The following is a 19,088-nucleotide window of genomic DNA, read 5'->3' as shown; positions in this document are numbered from 1 at the left end:
CGGCATCGTCGAGCCGCGAGCGGCCGACCCGCCAGTCGAGACGATACGACCCATGTCGCGCCGCCGCCGACGGCGAATGAACCCGCGCCGCGCCACCGACCTGCGCTCGGAGGTGAAGGTGGTTCACCCTCAGTTTCGCAGCGCGTAGCCGGTGCCCTCTCGGGCGATGATGCGAGCGGCGGCGAGCCTGTCGAGGATCGGCTGCGCGGCGGCAACCTTGCTGGCGGCGAGCACGCCGAGCACGAAGACGGCGCGGGCCCGCACCGCGCGCGGCAGCGCGGCATCGCGGCCGAGCCCGTCGAGCCGGCCGAGCGCCCCCGTGTCTCCCGCCGCGCCGAGGCGGAACAGCAGGTTCAGCCCCCGGCTGTAATCGCGTGCGTCCACCGGCGCATCGAGCAGCAGCCCGGCGAGTTCGCGCTGCGCCAGCCGATCGCCGCTCGCGGCGGCACGGGAGAACCACACGTCCGCATCGGCCGGGGACGCGGCAATGCCTTTGCCGTCGCGGTAGCCTTCGGCAAGGCCGAGCATCGCCGGCCGGTCGCCGCGCCCGGCCGCATCCTTCAGCATCGCGAAGGCGCCGGGCATGTCGGTGTGCGTGCCCTCGCCGGCTTGCATCATCGCGGCGAGGCTCGCCATCGCCTTCGCATCGCCGGCTGCCGCACCCCTGCGATAGTCCTCCACGGCCTGCCGGGGCCCGCTCTGCGGCCGCCCTTCGCCGCTCGCGTCGCGGTCGCTCCGCTCGATGTCGGCGAGGCGGCGCCACGCGCGGCCGTAGCCCGCCTCCGCCGCCATGCGATAGGAGGCGAGCGCGCCGGTACGAGACGCCTGGCCGCCGACGCCACGCTCGTCGTAGAGCCCGAGCATGGCGGCGGCGGGGGCGCGCTGCGGGCCGTCGAGCAGGCGGACCAGCATGGGGCGCGCGGCGCGGAAGGCGTCGTAGCCGTCCTGCACATGGAAGCTGTGCAGCAGGGCATCCGCGGCGAGCGGGTTGTCGTCGTCGTATTTGGCGACGAGCAGGGCCAGCACGGCACGGTCGCGCTGCTCCTGCGGCAGATCGAGGGTGCGGTCGTTCGGCATGGCGGCGAGCACCTCGGCGGCCTCGAACCGGCGGGCGGCGAGCGACGTCTCGAGCCAGGAAAAGGCGGCATCGTAGTCCCGGGCGATCCCGCCCTCGCCGACGAGGAGGTAGCGCGCCATCATCACCATCGCGTCCGTCTGCCCCGCCTCGGCGGAGCGCCGCGCCCAGCGCGCGGCCTCGAGCTTGTCGGCCTCGGTCTTGCCGTCGAGGCGCAGCGCCTTGGACAGGTCCGCTTCCGCGACGGCGTCCCCGGCTTCCGCCGCTTTGCGCCAGAACGCGACAGCCTTGCCGGTGTCTTGCGGAAGACCCAACCCCTCCCAGCGCATGACGCCGAGCTCGGTGGCCGCCTCGGCACTGCCGAGCGCCGCTGCGCGGGCGTAGAGGCGCGCCGCCTCCGGACGGTCGGGCGGCGCGGCGATGCCGTCCTCGACGATCTTGGCGAGCTTGACGATGTAGGCGGCATCCCCGGAGGAGGAGACGGTCTCGCGCAGCATCGCGAGCTCCTTGGCGGGATCCGGCACGGAATAGAGCAGGCCGTTGCCGGCGAGCACGGCGAGCGAGGCCCGCGCGCGGACGTCGCCGAGGTCCCGCGCCCGTTCGTAATACGCGATGGCGGTGTCGATGTTGCGCCGGACGCCGTCGCCGTTCTCGTACATCACGGCGAGCGAGCGCGTGCTGACGGGATCGCCGAACTCTGCACCGCGACGGTAGGCGGCCACCGCCGCGGCGAGGTCGCGGTCGACGCCGTCGCCTGCCTCGTAGGCGAAGCCGAGGTCGGCGAAGCCCTCGTGCTCCCCACTCTCGGCAGCGCGGCGGAACCAGCTCAGCGCCGCCGCCATGTCGCGCGCCACCCCGGTGCCTTGCTGGCGCATGCGCCCGGCCGTGAGCATGGCATAGGCGTCGCCGCGCTCGGCGGCTTGCATCACCAGGTCATAGGCCTTGACCTCGTCACTCGCCCGGCCGCGGCCCTCGCCGAAGTCCCTGGCCCGTATCAGCAGCGCCTCGGTCGATCCTTCCGCGATGGCCCGGTCGAGCCAGTGGTCGCCCTCGGCTGCATCGAAGTCGGGGGAGCCGACGCTGTGGTAGAGCGAGCCCAGTTCCTCGGCCGCGAGCATGTTCCCGGCGGCCCCCTGCCGGCGCAGGGCGGCGAGCGCGGCCTTGCGCTTGGCATCGCCCGGCTTGACCTCGCCGGACTCGACGGCGCCCGATGTCTTGTCGCGCGCGGGAGGGCGCAGGTCGTAGGACAGGAGCCGCACGCGGGCATCCGCGACGCCGCCCGCCGCCGCCTCGCGATAGAGCGCCAGCATGGCGACCGTCGGCTCCGCGCCGCGCACGAGCGCTCGCCGGTCGAGCTCGGCAAGGCGGTAGGCGGCTTGGGCGCTGCCGGCGCGCCGTGCCGCTTCGAAGTCGGTGCGTGCCCGGTCGGTCGGCCGCAGGGCGCTGCGGTCCTGTCTGAGTTCGACGTCGCCGAGCGCGAGCAGCGCCGGAACGTCGTTCTGCCGTCCCGCGTCTCTCAGCAACGCCGTGCCTCGCTCGACGTCGGCGCCGACCGCGCGCCCGTCGAGGTAGGCGAGGCCGAGTTCGCGCTCCGCGTCGCGCTCACCCCGCAGAGCGCGTCCCCACAGCGCCGCCAGCTCCGGCGAGGCCGGCGCTTCGTTGAGCACCAGTGGAGCGGTCAGCGCGTCCTCGCTCCAGGGCAGCTGCCGGCCGCCGGTCAGCTTGGCGACGCGCTCGCGGACGTGGCGCATCACCGCGCCGATGTCCTGGCCCGGCACCCGCAGTTCCTCGACGAGCGCGAAGGAGAAGGGGGACAGCGACGCGGCGCCCGGAGGGCCGTCGTAGGCGACATCGCCCGGTGCGGCCGCGTAGGCGAAGAAGGCGCCGAGCGTCTTCGGCGGCTGCGTCGGCCCGGGCGCGTCCGCGGCGAGCGCACCCTTCGCCGCCGGCTTTGCGGCGTCGGAGCGGCAGGCGTCCAGCATGTAGAGCGCGGCGGCGGGCTTCGCGGCGGCGACGAGGCCGGTGATGGCACCGAGCCGCAGCAGCGCGATCGCGCCGCTCGGCGACGGCAGCGCCAGCGCCGCGGCGCCGTCCGCCGTCACCCCATGGCCGGAGAAGAAGAAGGTGAAGCTGTCGGTAGGCCCCAGCCGCAACGCGCCCACCACGGCGAGGATGTCGGCCGCCCGCTCATCGCGCAGCAGCCGCACCTCGTAGCCGAGCCGCTCCAGCGTGGCCGCCATCGTTTCGGCGTTGTGGACGGGGGAGGACAGGTCGTCGGCCGCGCCGTAGTGGGATATGCCGACCACCACGGCGACCCGCCGCCCCAGGGCGGCGGCATGGGCCGGGAGGACGGCGCCGAGGAGCAGGAAAAGGCAGGCGATCTGAGCGCAGAGGTTGCGCATGGGTCGATGCGTCCGGGTTGTTTCAACCAGACTATGGCACCGCCGGCGCTCGTGTCGAGATCCGCCGGCCGTCGGATCCTGCATCGGGTCGGTGAGCGGCACGGCGAGTGCCGAGGCCAGAACGGCGCGGCCTGCGGAACGCTTCCTGCCGATGACCCGGCTCCGTCCGGTCGACGGGACCAAGGTGCGCCCGATCAGAATGCCGAGCGGCGTGCGAGATCGTCATCGCGACGCCGCGAAGTTGCAGCGGGGGGCGATCACGCTGTCAACCCTCCTGAAGAGCGTCACGGATGACCCCATGATCGCCACGCTTGAGTCGGGATCGGACCCGGCATGGTCAGGCTGACCGAGGTCCGACCCTAGGCCAGCCCCTGCAGCGGCCCCACGCCGAAGAGCAGGGACACGCCGACCGCTAGCACCAGCAGGGCGGCGAGGAGTTCGAGGCCGCGCGCCACCAGCGCGCCGCGGCCGGCATCGGCGCCGGCGAGGCGCAGCGCCACGCCCTTGGCCAGCACGGCCGTGGCGGCCAGCGCCGCCGTGGTGATGGCGGTGCCGAGCGCCATCACCACCGTCGCCCCGACGCCGGCGAGGAAGATGCCCTGCGCCAGGGCGAAGACCAGCACCAGGATGGCGCCCGAACAGGGGCGCGCCCCGGCCGCCACCACGGTGGAGATCGCTTCGCGCCACGAGAAGCCCTCGCCCAGCAGCGCGGGATCGGGGGCGTGGAAATGCCCGCAACCGGGGCCGTGGAGGTGCGGCGCGGCGCCGGCCTCGGCCGTGCAGGCGAAGGCCGAACGGCCGACGGGCGCCTCATGGGCCGCGCAGGCCGGGGCGCCGAGGCGGTAGGCGCGCGGGGCCGGCGCCTCGGGGGCCGCGAGGGCGAGCGCGAAGGGTGCCGGCGCGGCGCGGGGCCGGGCCCGCCAGGCGGCCAGCACGGCCGCGCCCTTGCGCCAGGTGAGCCACAGGCCGAGCCCGGCGACGCCGACGTAGCTCACCGTCTCGATGAGGGCCGCGCCCTGGCGCATGCCGGTGGCGGTGGCGCGGAACACCAGCGACAGCAGGCCCACGAGGGCGACGGCGACGGCGGCCTGCAGCAGCGCCGCCAGGAAGGACAGGGCGATGCCGCGGCGCAGCGCGCGCGCGTTGGCGACCATGTAGGAGGCCAGCACGGCCTTGCCGTGGCCGGGGCCGGCCGCATGCAGCACGCCGTAGACGAAGCTGAGCCCGGCCAGCCAGGGCAGCGCCCCGGCATCCGTCCGGCTGGCCCGCACCGCCGCCGACAGCGACCGCTCGAAGAAGCCCTGCTGGCTGAGGATCCAGCCCATGAGGCCCGTGCTGGGGCCGCCCCCCTCCGAGATGCCGACGCTGAAGGGGTTCTTGGCCTGGGCCAGGGCGGGTTCGGCGAGCAGCAGCGCGCCGAGCGCCAGCAGGGCGCCGAGCGCCACCAGCCGCGCGGCGCCGAGCCGGCACGACGCCCTCACGGGCACGCCACCATCACCTTGGACGACAGCTTGATGCCGAAGTCCTGCCCGGGCGACATGTTGGCGAAGAAGGCTTCGGAAAGCTTCTGGTTGTCCGAGGCGTCGAGCGGCCGGGGCTTGATGACGCTGGTGGAGCAGCCGGGGGGGGCGCCCTCGAGGCGGACGGGGTCGTGATCGTCCATGCCGAAGGACACGAAATAGGTCGGGTCGTAGACGCTGACGTTGAGGGCCGGCACCGGGCGGACCGGCACCTTCAGCGGGAGGGTGAAGAACAACGTCACGAGCTTGTCCGGGCTTTCCGCGAGCGAGTAGTCCACCGGTTCGCCGAACGCCAGCGCGTGGCCGCCGAGCTTGGCGACGGTGAAATAGCCGAATTCGGCGAGGGATTCGACGTTGGTCTTGGCGAGTGGGGCGAGTTGCTCGGGGGTGAGCAGCTGGCCGGGGTCGCCAAGCCCCTGGATGACGAAGGACGAATACATGTCGTCGAAGGTCCAGGCGGCGCGCACGCCCGTCACGGTCCCGTCGGGGCCGAACAGCACGGTCTCCTTGGCGGTGACGAAGACGTGTGGGTGGGCGGCGGCGGCCGTGGCGCTCCCCAGGAGCAGCGCGGCGGCGAGGGCGGCGACGGAGCGGGAGAGGCGGGGCCACGGCGGGCGCGAGTGAGGCTTCCGGCGCATCTGTCCCCCATCCCGGCCGGCGACCGTGCCGGACCCCGGCGGCAGTGACGGCCGAGTTCGGCGGTTTCGAGGCGGCCCCGCCCACGGCGCAAGCCACGGGCCGGCTTCGCCGCGGCCTCAGGCATTTCCCGGGCCGCCACCGCGTAACCCCGGCGCGAGCCCCGGCGAACACCCGAATGGCGGAGGCTGCCGTGGAGCTGCCGGGAGACGGGCCGCTTTGACCTTGGGAAGTGCAGGATTATACAGGCCAGGGGCCGTCGGCGCGCCCATCCGGAGCGGCATGGAACGCGTGAGCCCCGCCCACATCGCCCCGAGCGACCTCGCCTGGTCGGGCCTCATGGCGGCCGCGCAGGCGGGCGACCGCCAGGCCTACGACCGGCTCCTGCGCGACTGCATCCCCCACATCAAGCGGGTGGCGCGCCGCACGGGCGTGCGCCCCGAAAGCCTCGACGACGTGGTCCAGGACGTTCTCATCACGGTGCACCGGGCGCGCCACACCTATGACCCGTCGCGCTCCTTCGCCCATTGGCTCGGCGCCATCGCGCAACGCCGCGCCATCGACCACCTGCGCCACCGCGGCCGCCAGGAGCGGCGCGAGATCTCGGACGACCTGGCCTATGACGCCTTCCCGGATGCCGGCACCACGCCCGAAGGCGCGCTGGAGCGCGACACCCGCGAGCGCGAGATGCGCGGCGCCGTCGCGGCGCTCTCGCCCGGCCAGCGCGAAGCCGTGGAGCTGCTGGCGGTGCGGCAGCGCTCCCTCGCCGAGGCGGCGGCCGAGACCGGCAAGACCAAGGGTGCCCTCAAGGTGAACCTGCATCGCGCGTTGAAGACGCTGCGGGCCCGCTTCGACGGGGCGGAGTGATGGCGACGGACCGCCGGCTCGACGACGTGGTGGCGCGGCTCTCGGCCGACCTCGCCCCCGTGCGGCGCCTGCCCTCCCCTCCGGTGCGGGCCGCGTGCTGGATCGGCATCGCGGCCGTGCTGGCGGCGGGACTGGCGCTGTCCTGCGACCTGCCGGCGCTGGGCCGCCGGCTGATGGTCGCCCCCGACATGTGGCTCGCCGTCCTCGCCTCGACCACGACGGCGGTGCTGGCCGCGCTGGCGGCCTTCGAACTCAGCGTGCCGGGCCGCAGCGCCCGCTGGGCTCTGCTGCCCGTCCCGGCGCTCGTCCTGTGGATGTCGGCCAGCGGCCTCGGCTGCCTGCGCACCTGGACGATGCCGGACGGGGGCGGCATGGGCGAGGGCGGCATGGGCGAGGCCCGCCACTGCCTCCTCAACATCGTGCTGATCTCGGTGCCGCTGATGGCCGTGATGGCCGTGATGGTGCGCCGCGCCTGTCCGCTGCGGCCCAACCTCACCGCGCTGGTGTCGGGGCTGGCCATCGCGGCAGCTTCGGCGACGCTGCTGAACTTCGACCACCCTTACGACGCGTCGGCCGTCGACCTCGCCGCCCACCTCGTCGCCGTGCTGATCGTGATGGGGCTCAACCAGGTCGTCGGCGCCCGCGCCGCTTCCGGACGGGCATCGATGCCCAGGCCCTGAAAGAGGGGCTGACGGAGGAGTGCCGCCAGAAGGGCGCTGATGGAGGAGGTCGTCGGGGACGCGGCGGCCGGATGTGCGGGAAGCCGTAGGGGACCGGCCCGCTGCCGCATGGCACGCCTCGGCGGTCCCATTCTGGTCGAATCGTACGACGGATGCGGAAAGGGCTTGCGCTTTTGTGCGGCGCAGCATAGAAACATCCTGCAACGCACGCGTTGCATGCCCTTCTTGGGCGTTTCCTCCCTAGACTTGGGTCGCCCTTCGGGGTGGCCTTTTTTTCTTGGGCTGGTTCTAGACCACAGGAACGACCCTGGCACAAGCGCCAGGGCGACATTTCGTGGCCTTATTGACGGATTTTTGACCGTTCCGCTCAGGACGGCGTGGTGTTCGCCAGGAATTCGCCCATCCGCTCCAGGGCGCGCCGGATGTTGGGGATCGAGTCGGCATAGCTGAGGCGGATGTAGCCCTCGCCGTGGACCCCGAAATCCGGCCCGCCGATCGTGGCGACCCCGGCTGTCTCCAGCAGGGCCGCGGCCAGCGGCTTGGCCCGCCAGCCCGTGGCGGCGATGTTGGGGAAGGCGTAGAAGGCGCCCTTGGGCGTGGCGCAGCTCACCCCCGGCAGCGCGTTCAGCCCTTCCACCACGACGCGCCGCCGCCGGTCGAACTCCGCCACCATGGCGTGCACGGCATCCTGCGGGCCCGTCAGGGCCTCGATGCCGGCCCATTGCGCCGGGGCGTTGACGCAGGACCAGCAGTTCACCGCCAGCTTGCGCAGCCTGTCGATCAGCCCGTCCGGCCAGACCGCGTAGCCCATGCGCCAGCCCGTCATGGCGTAGGTCTTGGACCAGCCATCGAGCATGATGAGGCGGTCGCGCAGCGACGGGTAGGCGAGCAGGCTCGTGTGGGCCAGCCCGTCGTAGGTCATCTGGCCGTAGATCTCGTCCGACAGCACCGCCACCTCCGGGAAGCGCTCAAGCCCCGCCACGAAGGCGTCCACCTCCGCCTTGGGCGTGACGCCGCCGGTCGGGTTGGCGGGCGAGTTGAGGATGACGAGGCGGGTGCGCGGCCCCAGCAGCGCCAGGGCTTCCTCGGCCGAGAAGGCGAAGCCGTTGGCTTCGCGCATCGGCAGGGGCACCGGGGTCGCGCCCGTGAACTCGATCATGGACCGGTAGATGGGGAAGCCGGGGTCGGGGTAGACGATCTCGACGCCGGGCTCGCCGAACATCAGGATGGCGGCGAACATCGTCACCTTGCCGCCCGGCACCACGGCGATGTTGTCGGGCGAGACCGTGACGCCGAGGCGACGGTGGAGGTCGGCCGCGAGCGCCTCGCGCAGCGGCAGGATGCCGGTCGCCGGCGTGTAGCCGTGGTGCCCGTCGCGCAGCGCCCTGACGGCGGCCTCGACGACGTTGGGCGGCGTGGCGAAGTCGGGCTGGCCGATGCCGAGGTTGATGATGTCGCGCCCCTGGCGGCCGAGTTCGGTGGCGCGCGCCAGCACCGCGAAGGCGTTCTCCTCGCCCATTCGGTCGAAGGCGGCAATGGTGCTCGGCATGGGGTTCTCCTCGTCGGCTCGGCCGTGGCGCGGCAATCTGGCGGGCGCGGGCCCGGCGCGCAAGGCCGCGGCGGCGGGTGGGTCAGGCCGCCGGGTCAGGCCGGCGGGCATCGGCCGGGACGCCTTGCGTCCATCGACGGCCCGGCGCGTTGTCGACGACATCCCACAGCGGCCCGTCGGCCGCGCCCGGCCCCCGAGAACGTCCCATGGCCCCGCTCCCCGCCACCGCCGTGCTGCTCCGCCGCCGCCCCGAGGGCGAGCCGCGCCCCGACGATTTCGAGGTCGTGCACCGCCCCGTCCCCGATCCCGGCGCGGGCACGCTGCGGCTGGAAACGCTGTGGCTGTCGCTCGACCCCTATATGCGGGGCCGCATGAGCGCGGGACGCTCCTATGCCAAGCCCGTCGACCTCGGCGACGTCATGGCGGGCCAGGCCGTGTGCCGGGTCGAGTCCTCGCGCCATCCCGATTGGGCGCCCGGCACGCTGGTCCTGGCGGGTTGCGGCTGGTGCTCGGCGTCGCTGTCGGACGGCACGGGCCTGGTCCGCCTCGACCCGGCGCCCGCCCCCGTCACGGCGGCGCTCGGCGTGCTCGGCATGCCGGGCATGACGGCCTATGCCGGCCTTGCCGAGATCGGCCGGCCCAAGGCGGGCGAGACCGTCGTGGTGGCGGCCGCCACCGGGCCGGTGGGGGCGACCGTGGGCCAGATCGCGAAGCTGCGCGGCTGCCGCGCCGTCGGCATCGCGGGCGGCCCCGACAAGTGCCGTTTGCTGGTCGAGCATTTCGGCTTCGACGCGGCGGTGGACCACCGGGCGCCCGATTTCGCGGAGCGCCTGACGGCGGCCTGCCCGGGGGGGATCGACGTGTATTTCGAGAACGTCGGCGGGGCGGTCTGGGAGGCGGTGCTGCCGCTGCTCAACGACTTCGCCCGCGTGCCGGTCTGCGGCCTCGTGGCTCAGTACAACGCCACCGACCTGCCGCCGGGGCCGAACCGCGTCCCCGAGGTGATGCGCGCCGTGCTGAGCCGGCGCCTGGAGATCCGCGGCTTCATCGTGTGGGACTTCGCCCACCAGCAGGACAACTTCCGCCGCGAGGTCGGGGGCTGGCTCGCCGAGGGCCGGATGGCGACGCTGGAGCATCGGGTCTCGGGGCTCGAGAATGCCCCGGCGGCGCTCGTCGACCTCTTGGCGGGGCGCAACACCGGCAAGGTGGTGGTGAAGGTGGCGGCCGACGCGCCGGACTGAGGCGGCGGCCGCCGGACCCCTCAGGCCTCGGCGGCCAGCATCTTCTCCAGCACGTCGAACCGGTCCGCCTCGGCGGTCGGCTTGTCCCAGCGGATGCGGGCGACGCGGGGAAAGCGCATGGCGACGCCGGACTTGTGCCGCGTCGAGCGGTTCAGGCCCTCGAAGAGGATTTCCAGCACCAGCCCCTCTTCGCGGGTGTGCACCACCTCGCGCACCGGGCCGAAGCGCTTGACGGTGTTGTTGCGCACGAAGCGGTCGAGCTTCACCAGTTCCTGGTCGGTGAAGCCCGAATAGGCCTTGCCGACCGGCACCAGCACCTCGCCCTCCGGGCCATCCTTCCACACGCCAAACGTGTAGTCGGAATAGAAGGAGGCGCGCTTGCCGTGGCCGCGCTGGGCATACATCATCACGGCATCGACGTTGAAGGGCTGGCGCTTCCACTTGTACCACAACCCCTTCGGCCGGCCCGGCACGTAGGGGCTGTCGCGGCGCTTCAGCATCAGCCCCTCGATGGCGTCGGCATCGTCGCCGGCGCCATGGGCGGCGGGGTCAGAGCGGATCCCGGCCAGGGCGTCCCAATCGGCGAAGGGCACGACGGGCGACAGGTCGACGCGCGGGTCGTCGATCGCCGCCACGAAGGCTTCGAGCCGCCGGCGCCTGTCGGCAAAGGGCAGTGCCCGCAGGTCCTCGCCATCCGCCACGAGGAGGTCGTAGACCCGGCAATGGATCGGGTACTGGGCGATGGTCTTGGCCGACACGGTCTTGCGGTTCAGCCGCTGCTGCAGGCTGGAGAAGGGCTGCACGCGCCCGTCGATCACCACCAGCAGCTCGCCGTCGAGCGCCGCCGTTCCCCAGCGCCCGTTGGCCAGGCTGTCCATGAGGTCGGGGAAGCTCGACGAGATGTCGTCGCCGCTGCGCGAATACAAACGCTGGGCGGGACGCCCGTCCCGCTCGAACCCCGTGATGGCCTGGACGCGGATGCCGTCCCACTTCCATTCGGCGGAAAACTGCGCTGCGTCGAGCGCCGCGAAGTCCTTGGCCTCGTCGACCGCATGGGCCAGCATCGGCGTCCGGAAGGGCGTCGGGTCGACCGTATCGGGCTTGGGGCCGTGCCCGGCCGCATAGGCGAACAGCTCGGCATAGGGCGGGGTGAGCCCGTGCCACACCTCCTCGATGTCGTCGGGAGCGTGGGGGCCGAGCGCCGCCACGGCGGTCTTGGCGAGCCGGGCCGAGACGCCGATGCGCAGCGAACCCGTGATGAGCTTCAGCAGGGCCCAGCGGCCGATCTCGTCGAGTCCGTCGAGCCACCCCGCGATGATGCCGGGCAGCGTCGCCTTGCCGGTTGTGGAGAGCGTGCGGATCACGTCGGACAGGAGCGGCGGCGCCCGCTCGCCGGCGCGGGCCGGCCACATCAGCGCCACCGTCTCGGACAGGTCCCCGACGTAGTGGTAGGACATCTGGAACAGCACGGGATCGGTGCGCTCCGCCGCCAGGGCATGGATCATGGCGGGCTTGGCGTCGGCGAAGCTCAGGGAGTCCGTCAGGGCCGCCAGCGCGAAGCCGCGCTCGGGATCGGGGGTGGCGGCGAGGTAGGCCGCCATCAGGCGGATCTTGCCGTTGCGGCCGGGCTCGAAGGCCAGTCGGTCGAGCAGCGCTGCGAAATCCTTCATGCGGCGTCCAGCAACTCGTCCTCGGCTTCCTCGCCGTAGCCGATGAGGTGGAGCGGCTTGGCGGCGATCCCCTGGGTGCCGGCCCAATGCACCAGGGCCTCGGCCTCGCCATGCGTGACCCAGAGTTCCTCGCAGCCCGTCTCCACCACGGTGGTGCAGAGCGCTTCCCAGTCGGCGTGGTCCGACACGATGAGGGGCAGCTCGACGCCTTTCTGGCGCGCCCGGGCCCGCACCCGCATCCAGCCCGAGGCCGCGGCCGTGACGGGGTCGGGGAACTTGCGGGCCCACAGGTCCTTGATGGCGCCGGGCGGGCAGATGACGATCTCGCCGCCGAGCTTCGGCCGCTCCGCCGCCACGACCTTGGGGGTGTCGCCGAGCGCGATGCCTTGGCGCCCGTAGTAGGCGGTCAGCTTCTCGAGCGCGCCGTGGATGTAGATGGGGCGGTCGTAGCCGGCCCGCCGCAGCAGCGACATCAGCCTCTGGGCCTTGCCGAGCGCGTAGGCGCCCAGGATATGGGTCCGCTCAGGAAACAGCGCGCGCGAGGCGAGCAGCTTGGCGATCTCGTCCGACGCGTCGGGATGGCGGAACACCGGCAGGCCGAAGGTCGCCTCGGTGATGAAGGCGTGGCAGCGAACCGGCGTGAAGGGCAGGCAGGTCGGGTCGGCGGCGCGCTTGTAATCGCCCGAGACGACCAGGTGAAAGCCGCCCTGCTCGATCTCGATCTGGGCCGACCCCAGCACATGGCCGGCGGGGTGGAAGCGGACGCGCACGTCGCCCACGGTCGTCCAGACCCCGAGCGCCGCGATCTGGCGGGTGACGGTGAAGTCCTCGCCGTAGCGCAATGCCATGATGTCGAGGGTTTCGGCCGTCGCCATGACGGCGCCGTGACCGGCCCGCGCATGGTCCGAATGGCCGTGGGTCACGAGTGCGCGCGGCACGGGCCGCATCGGGTCGATGTACACGTCTCCCGCCGGGCAATACAGCCCGAGCGGGGTCTGCGTCAGGATCTGGCTGGCCGACATGTCACCTCAGCCGCGCCGAACGCCCACTGTCGTCCGTTTCGCCGTCAATCGTTGCAGACGAGCTTCCGGGCCGTGTGGAGCTGGCCGCCGGGCCGAGGGACGCGGCGCAGTTCGAACACGCAATCCTCGTCGTCCGGACCGAAGGCCTGGACCACGTGGATGCCGCGGTTGATGGTGAGCGGGCGCAGCAACGCCTGACCCTGCGCCGCCATCGGGACGGCGAGCAGAGGGGCGCCGACGAAGCAGGCCATGACGACGAGGCCCAGGCGGCGCATGTGGGTCGTGGAAGTCGTCGAAGCCATCGCGCAACACCCCTTCATCAAAACCGCCCCGGCCTTTCGCGGCCCGGGCGGCACGCTCACGGGATCATTCGAAATCCGACATGACCCGACGCTGAATATCGTGGCGACGGACGTAGACCGGCCGGTAAACGAGCCGCTCCGCATCATTCAAACGCCGCGACTGTGCCACAAACGCGACAAGGCCCAGACCCGCCACCAGCGCGGCCGAAACGGCCGCGAGGAGCAGCGGAAGCGACGCGACCGACACCAGGCCGGCCATGGCGACCGCCGCGACCCCTGCACCGACCAGAGCCCGAATCGAGAGAGCGTTCATCGTGAGATCCATCCCGTTCCGGGTTGACAACTGTCGCGATAAGGCTTGGTTGCAGCGGCGAAGCGTCTGTCGCCGTTTTTTCATGTTTCTTAAATATGTCGGGCCACCACCCGCGCAATGGCGGCCGGGGCCGCTGCGGCGTCGAGGCGGGACGCAGCGACAAGGTGGCACGGATCGGTGCCGAAGGTCCGGCGATTCACGGGACGGGGTAAAGGCCGCGTTCCGCCGGACGGTCGACGCCCCTCGGCGACCCGTTCAGCGACACATGGGCAGGGGCGAATAGCCGGCGAAGTTGCCGACGGCGTCGTAGTCGGGCTGCAGGGCCGGCGGGCAGCCGTTGCCGACGGCCAGCGGGCTCGGGATCGCGGCGAGCACGGGATAGCCGTAGATGTCGTAGCGCAGCGGCGCCGGACGGACCGGCACGCGCGCCACGCGGAAGCCCCCGCCCCCGCCATATCCCGAAACCTCGCCCGTGCCGCGGTAGCCCCCGAACCGGTCGCCGCCGCCCTGCGGCGCGAACGGCAGATCGGCCGCGCCGGCGGGCAGGCTGCCCCACAGCACCAGGGCCGGGACGAGGCGGGACAGGGTCAACGTCAGGGTTCGGCGGAACGGTCGCGGCATGGGGTCAGGTCCGGGCAAGATTCGGCGTGGCGACGGCAGGATGGACCAGCGGCCCGAACGGCATGTTAAGACGGCCCGTCCGGGCCCGTCGCCCAACGCGCCGAGGGCCCGCTTGTCTCCATCGTGTCCATCGTCGAATCACCTCCTCGCCGACCGGCGTTTCGCCTGGGCCCGGGGCCTCGCGGAGGCTGGCGACCACGCCGCCGCCGCCGACCTGCTGGACCAGGCCGTCGCGCTGGTGCCGGGCTGGGCGCCGGGCTGGGCCGCGCTGGCCGAGGCGCGCGAGCGCGCGGGCGACGGCGACGGCGCCATCGCCGCCTGGCTGAAGGTCGCGGCCCTCGACGTCGCCGGCATGCTCGGCGCGGAGCCCCATCTCGCCCGGCTGCGGGGCCGCACGCCGGCCGGCCTGCCGGAACCCTACGTGCGGGCCCTGTTCGACGACTACGCCCCCCGCTTCGACCGCCACCTCGTCGAGGCACTGGACTACCGGGGCCCGGAGGTGGTGCTGGCCGCTCTCGAGCGCGCCGCGCCCGGCCGGCGCTTCGGTCGCGCGCTCGACCTCGGCTGCGGCACCGGGCTGATGGGCCGCGCCCTGTCCGGCCGCGTGGGGGCGATCGACGGCGTCGACCTGTCGCCCGCCATGGTGGCGTTGGCGCGCGAGGCCGGCTGCTACGCGACGCTGACGGCCGGCCCGCTCGAGGATGCGCTGTCGGCCGGCACCGACCGGTACGACCTCGTCACCGCCGCCGACGTCTTCGTGTACCTCGGCGACCTCGCCCCCGTGCTGGCGGCCGCCGCCCGGGCGCTGACGTCCGGCGGGGTCCTGGCCTTCACCGTGCAGGCGCATCACGACGGCTTCGCGCTCGGCGCCGACATGCGCTTCGGCCATTCGGAAAGCCATCTCCGGGAGGCGCTGGCGATGGCCGGCCTCGGCATCGCGCTGCTGGAGCCGGCCTCGACGCGGCGCGAGGCCGGCCACGCGGTGCCGGGAACGGTCGCGGTGGCGCGGCGCTGATGCGGGATCGGCGGGGCCGCCGCTTGCACGGGACCGGGCAGACGTGCTGGATTGCCGCATGAACGCCGTCCATTCCCGGCCCGCCGCCCCCTGGATCGTCGCCGTCGGCGCGTCGGGCGACGATGGACTGCGCGACATCAAGGCCCTGCTCCGGGCGTTAGGACCGGACCCGGACGCGGTCGTCATGGTGGTGCTGCATCGGCTGTTCGATCGCCCGAGCCACCTGCGCGCCGTGCTGCAGGCCGGCACCGACATGGCCGTCATCGTGGCCGGCAGTCCCGAGAAGCTTCGGCCCGGCTGCTGCTACATCGGCGAGCCGGCGTCCCATCTCACGCTGTTGGCGGCCAGCTACGGCGACGTCGTCGCCGATGCCGCCCGGCAGCACCGCAACCGCACCGTGGACCTGCTGTTCAAGTCCGTCGCCCGCCACGCCGGGCCTCGGGCCATCGGCGTCGTCCTGTCCGGAGCGCTCGACGACGGGTCGCGCGGGATCGAGGCCATCCACCACGCGGGCGGGCTGACCATGGTGCTGCTGCGTTCGGTGGCGCATGCCGGCATGCCCGAGAACGCCATCGCCTACGACGGGCCCATCGACTGCATCGGCTCGCGGGACAGGATCGCCGAAGCCATCACGGCCGCCATCACGCCATCCCGCCCTGCCGCCACGCTGGCCTGACGCGGCCTCGGGGCTCGCCGCCGGGCTCGGGGCTCGCCGCCGGGCTGCCGCGCGCCTAGTTTAAGGCGTGTCCGAAAGCCCGCCGATCCCCACCCCGACTGCCGTCCCGACCGCAGCCGCGCCCGCTCCGCGCCGCCGCCGAGCGTCGCCCCGCCCCCCTGCCCGGCCCAAGGCGCCCTCGCCGGGCGAGGGCGCGGGTCCGGTGGCGGCGCTGCCTCCCGCCTTCGCGGCCTGGTTCGGGCGGCGCGGCTGGGCGCCGCGTCCCCACCAGCTGGCCCTGCTGGCCGAGGCCGAGGCCGGCCGCTCGGCCCTGCTGATCGCCCCCACCGGCGCCGGCAAGACGCTGGCGGGCTTCCTGCCGAGCCTCGTCGAACTCGCGGCCTCGCCGAAGCGCCGCGCCGCCCTCCACACGCTCTACATCTCGCCGCTGAAGGCGCTCTCGGTCGACGTCGCCCGCAACCTCGGCACGCCGGTCGCCGAGATGGAGCTGGCGATCCGCATCGAGACCCGCACGGGCGACACCTCCGCCGCCAAGCGCCAGCGCCAGCGCCGCGACCCGCCCGACATCCTGCTGACGACGCCCGAGCAGATCGCCCTGCTGCTGGCCAACCCGGGTGCCAAGGAGCTGTTCGCCGACCTGAAGCGCATCGTTCTCGACGAACTGCACGCGCTGGTGACGTCGAAGCGCGGCGACCTGCTGGCGCTCGACCTCGCGCGGCTGCGCCGCCTCGCCCCCGGCGTCCAGACCGTGGGCCTGTCGGCCACCGTGCGCGAGCCGCGGGAGCTCGTCGCCTATCTCGGCGGGCGGGCCGACCCGGAGCCCGCGATCGTCACGGCGCCCGAGGGGGCCGCCGCCGTCATCACCATGCTGGACTCGCGCGAGCGCCTACCTTGGGCAGGCCACAGCGCCCGCCACGCCCTGAAGGAGATCTACGACGAGATCCGGCGCGTGAAGCTGGCGCTGCTCTTCGTCAACACGCGGTTCCAGGCCGAGCAGCTGTTCTGGGACCTGTGGCGCATCAACGCCGACAACCTGCCCATCGCCCTCCACCACGGCTCGCTCGATGTCGGCCAACGCCGTAAGGTCGAGGACGCCATGGCGGAGGGGCGGCTGAAAGCCGTGGTGGCGACCGCGACGCTCGACCTCGGCATCGACTGGGGCGACGTCGACCTCGTCATCAACGTCGGTGCCCCCAAGGGCGCGAGCCGGCTGATCCAGCGCATCGGCCGGGCCAACCACCGGCTCGACGAGGCGTCGCGCGCCATCCTGGTGCCGGCCAACCGCTTCGAGGTGCTGGAATGCCGGGCCGCCATCACGGCCGCGGCGGCGGGCGCCCAGGATACGCCGGTGCCCCGCTCCGGCGCGCTCGACGTGCTGGCCCAGCACGTGCTCGGCATGGCCTGCGCCGAGCCCTTCGACGCCGACGCCTTCTATGCCGAGGTGACCGATGCCGCCCCCTATGCGGCGCTGGCGCGCGCGGACTTCGACCGCGCCCTGCAGTTCGTCGCCCACGGCGGCTACGCGCTGCAGGCCTACGACCGCTTCGCCAAGATCCGCCAGGGCAAGGACGGGCGCTGGCGCGTGTCGAACGGCAAGGTCGCCCAGCAGTACCGCATGAACGTCGGCACCATCGTGCAGGCCGCCATGCTGAAGGTGAGGCTGGTGCGCTCGCGCGGCGCGGGCGCCTCGGCGGCCGGCACCCCCACCGGCACGGGCCCGATCGGGCGGGGCGGACGGGTGCTGGGCCAGGTGGAGGACGGCTTCCTCGAAACGCTGCTGCCGGGCGACACCTTCCTGTTCGGCGGCGAGATCCTGGCGCTTCAGGCCATCGTCGACGACGAGGCGCTCTGCGCCCGCACCTCCGGCACCGAGCCCAAGATCCCCTCCTACGCGGGCTCGAAGTTTCCCCTCACCACCTATCTCGCCGAACAGGTCCGGGCCATGACGTCCCAGCCCGAAGCCTTCGACCTGCCCGACCAGGTCGAGGACTGGCTGGCGCTGCAGAAGGCGAAATCCGCCCTGCCCCCGCGCGACCGCATGCTGGTCGAGACCTTTCCGCGCGGCGGGCGCCACTACCTCATCGCCTATGCCTTCGAGGGCCGCCTCGCCCACCAGACGCTCGGCATGCTGCTGTCGCGGCGCATGGAGCGGGCGCGGCTGCGCCCCATGGGCTTCGTCGCCAACGACTACGCCATCGCGATCTGGTCCCACCACGACGTGGGGAGCCGGATCGCCCGGGGGCTGGTGACGCTGGAGGAACTCTTCGACGAGGACATGCTGGGCGACGACCTCGAAGCCTGGCTCGACGAGAGCTCGATGATGAAGCGCACCTTCCGCATCTGCGCCACCATCGCGGGCCTGGTGGAGCGCCGCCATCCCGGCCGGGAGAAGACCGGCCGCCAGATGACGGTGTCGACCAACCTCGTCTACGACGTGCTGCGCCGCCACGAGCCCGACCACATCCTGCTGCAGGCGGCACGCGACGATGCGGCGACGGGACTCCTCGATCTCCGGCGCCTCGGCGAGCTATTGTCGCGGATCCGGGGGAAGATCCTGCACAAGCCCCTGCGGAAGATCTCACCGCTCGCCGTCCCGATCATGCTGGAGATCGGGCGCGAGCCCGTCTACGGCGAGGCCGAGGATGCGGTCTTGGCCGATGCCGCGGACGTTCTCATCGAGGAAGCCACCGCGGACGATGACAGCGTTGAAACGGAAGGCGCCGGTCGAGGCCAGACCCGGCGTGGTGAGTCGCGTGCATAGCCATGTCGGGGTCGCCGGCGTGGACCTGCTCGCCGATGTCTGCGGTGCGCTGTTCCACGAAGCGGACGGCGTGCTGCTGGTGGCGGACCTGCATCTCGAGAAGGGCTCGTCCTTCGCGCGGCGCGGCCTGATGCTGCCGCCCTACGACACGGCCGCCACTTTGGCGAAGCTCGGCGCCGTGGTGGCGCGCACCCGGCCGCGGCTCGTCGTGGCGCTGGGGGATTCGTTCCACGACCGCGCGGGCGCGTCCCGCATGGGCGAGGCCGACCGGGCGGCGCTGGCGGCGCTGCAGGCGGGCCGCGACTGGGTGTGGCTCGCCGGCAACCACGACCCTGCCCCGCCCAAGGGGCTCGGCGGCACGACGGCCGCCACTTGGTCGCTGGGGCCGCTGACGCTGCGCCACGAGCCGCTGCCCGGCGCGCCGGCGGGCGAGATCGCCGGGCACCTGCACCCGGTGGCGATCGTGGCGGGCGCCGGCGGGGCGGTGCGGCGGCGCGCCTTCGTGTCGGACGGCACGCGCTGCATCATGCCGGCCTTCGGCGCCTATGCGGGCGGGCTCAACTTCCGCCACCCGGCCTTCGCCGGCCTGCTGAAGGAGGGCCGCCGCATCGCCCACGCGCTCGGGCGGGACCGCGTCTACGCCATCCCGGAAAGCCGCTGCCTCGCCGGCGCCTGACCGGGCGGCGACACGCCCTTCCGAGGCGTGCCGCCCTCCCCGATCCGGGGCGGGCGGCACGC

Annotated in this window: 17 protein-coding genes; 8 read left to right on the top strand and 9 right to left on the bottom strand. The window is 73.1% G+C overall.

The window, feature by feature from the left end:
• Positions 1 to 129: 129 nt before the first annotated feature.
• Positions 130 to 3,477 carry a caspase family protein gene (locus tag D3272_RS18065; RefSeq protein WP_165361408.1) on the bottom strand — a complete coding sequence of 1,116 codons (3,348 nt, stop codon included), beginning with the start codon at positions 3,475 to 3,477 and terminating at the stop codon, positions 130 to 132.
• Between the two features lie 91 nt (positions 3,478 to 3,568).
• On the opposite strand from D3272_RS18065, the gene D3272_RS27410 reads away from it, so the two are divergent.
• Entirely contained in the window at positions 3,569 to 3,823 is a 255-nt protein-coding gene (locus tag D3272_RS27410; RefSeq protein ID WP_165361407.1) for a hypothetical protein, read from the top strand.
• A gap of 13 nt (positions 3,824 to 3,836) precedes the next feature.
• On the opposite strand, the gene D3272_RS18060 is transcribed toward D3272_RS27410, so the two are convergent.
• Entirely contained in the window at positions 3,837 to 4,964 is a 1,128-nt protein-coding gene (locus D3272_RS18060) for a nickel/cobalt transporter (RefSeq protein WP_245496656.1), read from the bottom strand.
• Positions 4,955 to 5,635: a DUF1007 family protein gene (locus D3272_RS18055; RefSeq protein WP_129220598.1), complete on the bottom strand. Its 681-nt coding sequence runs from the start codon at positions 5,633 to 5,635 to the stop codon at positions 4,955 to 4,957. Before D3272_RS18055 ends, D3272_RS18060 begins: the two co-directional genes overlap by 10 nt.
• A gap of 280 nt (positions 5,636 to 5,915) precedes the next feature.
• Between D3272_RS18055 and D3272_RS18050 the strand changes: the two genes are divergently transcribed.
• Entirely contained in the window at positions 5,916 to 6,500 is a 585-nt protein-coding gene (locus tag D3272_RS18050; RefSeq protein WP_207210249.1) for an RNA polymerase sigma factor, read from the top strand.
• On the top strand, positions 6,500 to 7,180 hold the full coding sequence (locus tag D3272_RS18045) for an NrsF family protein (RefSeq protein WP_129220597.1): 681 nt from the start codon (positions 6,500 to 6,502) through the stop codon (positions 7,178 to 7,180). The genes D3272_RS18050 and D3272_RS18045 overlap by 1 nt, the downstream gene beginning before the upstream one ends.
• Before the next feature lie 367 nt (positions 7,181 to 7,547).
• Here D3272_RS18045 and D3272_RS18040 read toward each other — a convergent pair whose 3' ends face one another.
• Positions 7,548 to 8,729 (bottom strand): pyridoxal phosphate-dependent aminotransferase, encoded by a 1,182-nt coding sequence (locus D3272_RS18040; RefSeq protein WP_129220596.1) that lies wholly within the window; start codon positions 8,727 to 8,729, stop codon positions 7,548 to 7,550.
• A gap of 206 nt (positions 8,730 to 8,935) precedes the next feature.
• Between D3272_RS18040 and D3272_RS18035 the strand changes: the two genes are divergently transcribed.
• Complete coding sequence (locus D3272_RS18035) at positions 8,936 to 9,970, top strand: NADP-dependent oxidoreductase (RefSeq protein WP_129220595.1); 1,035 nt, start codon at positions 8,936 to 8,938, stop codon at positions 9,968 to 9,970.
• 20 nt (positions 9,971 to 9,990) lie between these two features.
• Here D3272_RS18035 and D3272_RS18030 read toward each other — a convergent pair whose 3' ends face one another.
• The 5 genes from D3272_RS18030 to D3272_RS18010 form a co-directional block, all read right to left on the bottom strand.
• On the bottom strand, positions 9,991 to 11,640 hold the full coding sequence (locus tag D3272_RS18030) for a cisplatin damage response ATP-dependent DNA ligase (RefSeq protein WP_129220594.1): 1,650 nt from the start codon (positions 11,638 to 11,640) through the stop codon (positions 9,991 to 9,993).
• On the bottom strand, positions 11,637 to 12,662 hold the full coding sequence (locus D3272_RS18025) for a ligase-associated DNA damage response exonuclease (protein ID WP_129220593.1): 1,026 nt from the start codon (positions 12,660 to 12,662) through the stop codon (positions 11,637 to 11,639). Before D3272_RS18025 ends, D3272_RS18030 begins: the two co-directional genes overlap by 4 nt.
• A gap of 44 nt (positions 12,663 to 12,706) precedes the next feature.
• Complete coding sequence (locus D3272_RS18020) at positions 12,707 to 12,964, bottom strand: hypothetical protein (protein ID WP_129220592.1); 258 nt, start codon at positions 12,962 to 12,964, stop codon at positions 12,707 to 12,709.
• Positions 12,965 to 13,028: 64 nt separating this feature from the next.
• Positions 13,029 to 13,277 carry a hypothetical protein gene (locus D3272_RS18015; protein ID WP_207210248.1) on the bottom strand — a complete coding sequence of 83 codons (249 nt, stop codon included), beginning with the start codon at positions 13,275 to 13,277 and terminating at the stop codon, positions 13,029 to 13,031.
• Positions 13,278 to 13,532: 255 nt separating this feature from the next.
• Positions 13,533 to 13,898, bottom strand: coding sequence for a hypothetical protein (locus D3272_RS18010; protein WP_129220590.1), 366 nt, complete (start codon positions 13,896 to 13,898; stop codon positions 13,533 to 13,535).
• Positions 13,899 to 14,010: 112 nt separating this feature from the next.
• Between D3272_RS18010 and D3272_RS18005 the strand changes: the two genes are divergently transcribed.
• The 4 genes from D3272_RS18005 (at position 14,011) to pdeM (ending at position 19,026) form a co-directional block, all read left to right on the top strand.
• The gene (locus D3272_RS18005; protein ID WP_245496655.1) at positions 14,011 to 14,913 is read left to right on the top strand and encodes a class I SAM-dependent DNA methyltransferase; all 903 of its coding nucleotides are present in this window, start codon (positions 14,011 to 14,013) and stop codon (positions 14,911 to 14,913) included.
• A gap of 58 nt (positions 14,914 to 14,971) precedes the next feature.
• On the top strand, positions 14,972 to 15,589 hold the full coding sequence (locus tag D3272_RS18000) for a chemotaxis protein CheB (RefSeq protein WP_129220588.1): 618 nt from the start codon (positions 14,972 to 14,974) through the stop codon (positions 15,587 to 15,589).
• A gap of 202 nt (positions 15,590 to 15,791) precedes the next feature.
• Complete coding sequence (locus D3272_RS17995) at positions 15,792 to 18,350, top strand: ligase-associated DNA damage response DEXH box helicase (protein WP_245496654.1); 2,559 nt, start codon at positions 15,792 to 15,794, stop codon at positions 18,348 to 18,350.
• Positions 18,343 to 19,026 carry a ligase-associated DNA damage response endonuclease PdeM gene (gene pdeM, locus D3272_RS17990; RefSeq protein ID WP_245496653.1) on the top strand — a complete coding sequence of 228 codons (684 nt, stop codon included), beginning with the start codon at positions 18,343 to 18,345 and terminating at the stop codon, positions 19,024 to 19,026. Before D3272_RS17995 ends, pdeM begins: the two co-directional genes overlap by 8 nt.
• Positions 19,027 to 19,088: the final 62 nt, after the last annotated feature.

This window comes from Lichenibacterium ramalinae, assembly GCF_004137085.1.
Classification (GTDB): Bacteria; Pseudomonadota; Alphaproteobacteria; order Rhizobiales; family Beijerinckiaceae; genus Lichenihabitans; species Lichenihabitans ramalinae.
Note: the sequence above shows the minus strand (reverse complement) of the source record. Positions and strands in the feature narration are given on the sequence as shown.

Excerpts from the sequence above, each read along its gene's own strand:
- D3272_RS18015 (WP_207210248.1), bottom strand. The coding sequence starts at position 13,277 with ATGAACGCTCTCTCGATTCGGGCTCTGGTCGGTGCAGGGGTCGCGGCG.
- D3272_RS18045 (WP_129220597.1), top strand. The coding sequence starts at position 6,500 with ATGGCGACGGACCGCCGGCTCGACGACGTGGTGGCGCGGCTCTCGGCC.
- D3272_RS18055 (WP_129220598.1), bottom strand. The coding sequence starts at position 5,635 with ATGCGCCGGAAGCCTCACTCGCGCCCGCCGTGGCCCCGCCTCTCCCGC.
- D3272_RS18020 (WP_129220592.1), bottom strand. The coding sequence starts at position 12,964 with ATGGCTTCGACGACTTCCACGACCCACATGCGCCGCCTGGGCCTCGTC.
- D3272_RS18040 (WP_129220596.1), bottom strand. The coding sequence starts at position 8,729 with ATGCCGAGCACCATTGCCGCCTTCGACCGAATGGGCGAGGAGAACGCC.
- D3272_RS18030 (WP_129220594.1), bottom strand. The coding sequence starts at position 11,640 with ATGAAGGATTTCGCAGCGCTGCTCGACCGACTGGCCTTCGAGCCCGGC.
- D3272_RS18025 (WP_129220593.1), bottom strand. The coding sequence starts at position 12,662 with ATGTCGGCCAGCCAGATCCTGACGCAGACCCCGCTCGGGCTGTATTGC.
- D3272_RS18035 (WP_129220595.1), top strand. The coding sequence starts at position 8,936 with ATGGCCCCGCTCCCCGCCACCGCCGTGCTGCTCCGCCGCCGCCCCGAG.
- D3272_RS18000 (WP_129220588.1), top strand. The coding sequence starts at position 14,972 with ATGAACGCCGTCCATTCCCGGCCCGCCGCCCCCTGGATCGTCGCCGTC.
- D3272_RS18065 (WP_165361408.1), bottom strand. The coding sequence starts at position 3,477 with ATGCGCAACCTCTGCGCTCAGATCGCCTGCCTTTTCCTGCTCCTCGGC.
- D3272_RS18050 (WP_207210249.1), top strand. The coding sequence starts at position 5,916 with ATGGAACGCGTGAGCCCCGCCCACATCGCCCCGAGCGACCTCGCCTGG.
- D3272_RS18010 (WP_129220590.1), bottom strand. The coding sequence starts at position 13,898 with ATGCCGCGACCGTTCCGCCGAACCCTGACGTTGACCCTGTCCCGCCTC.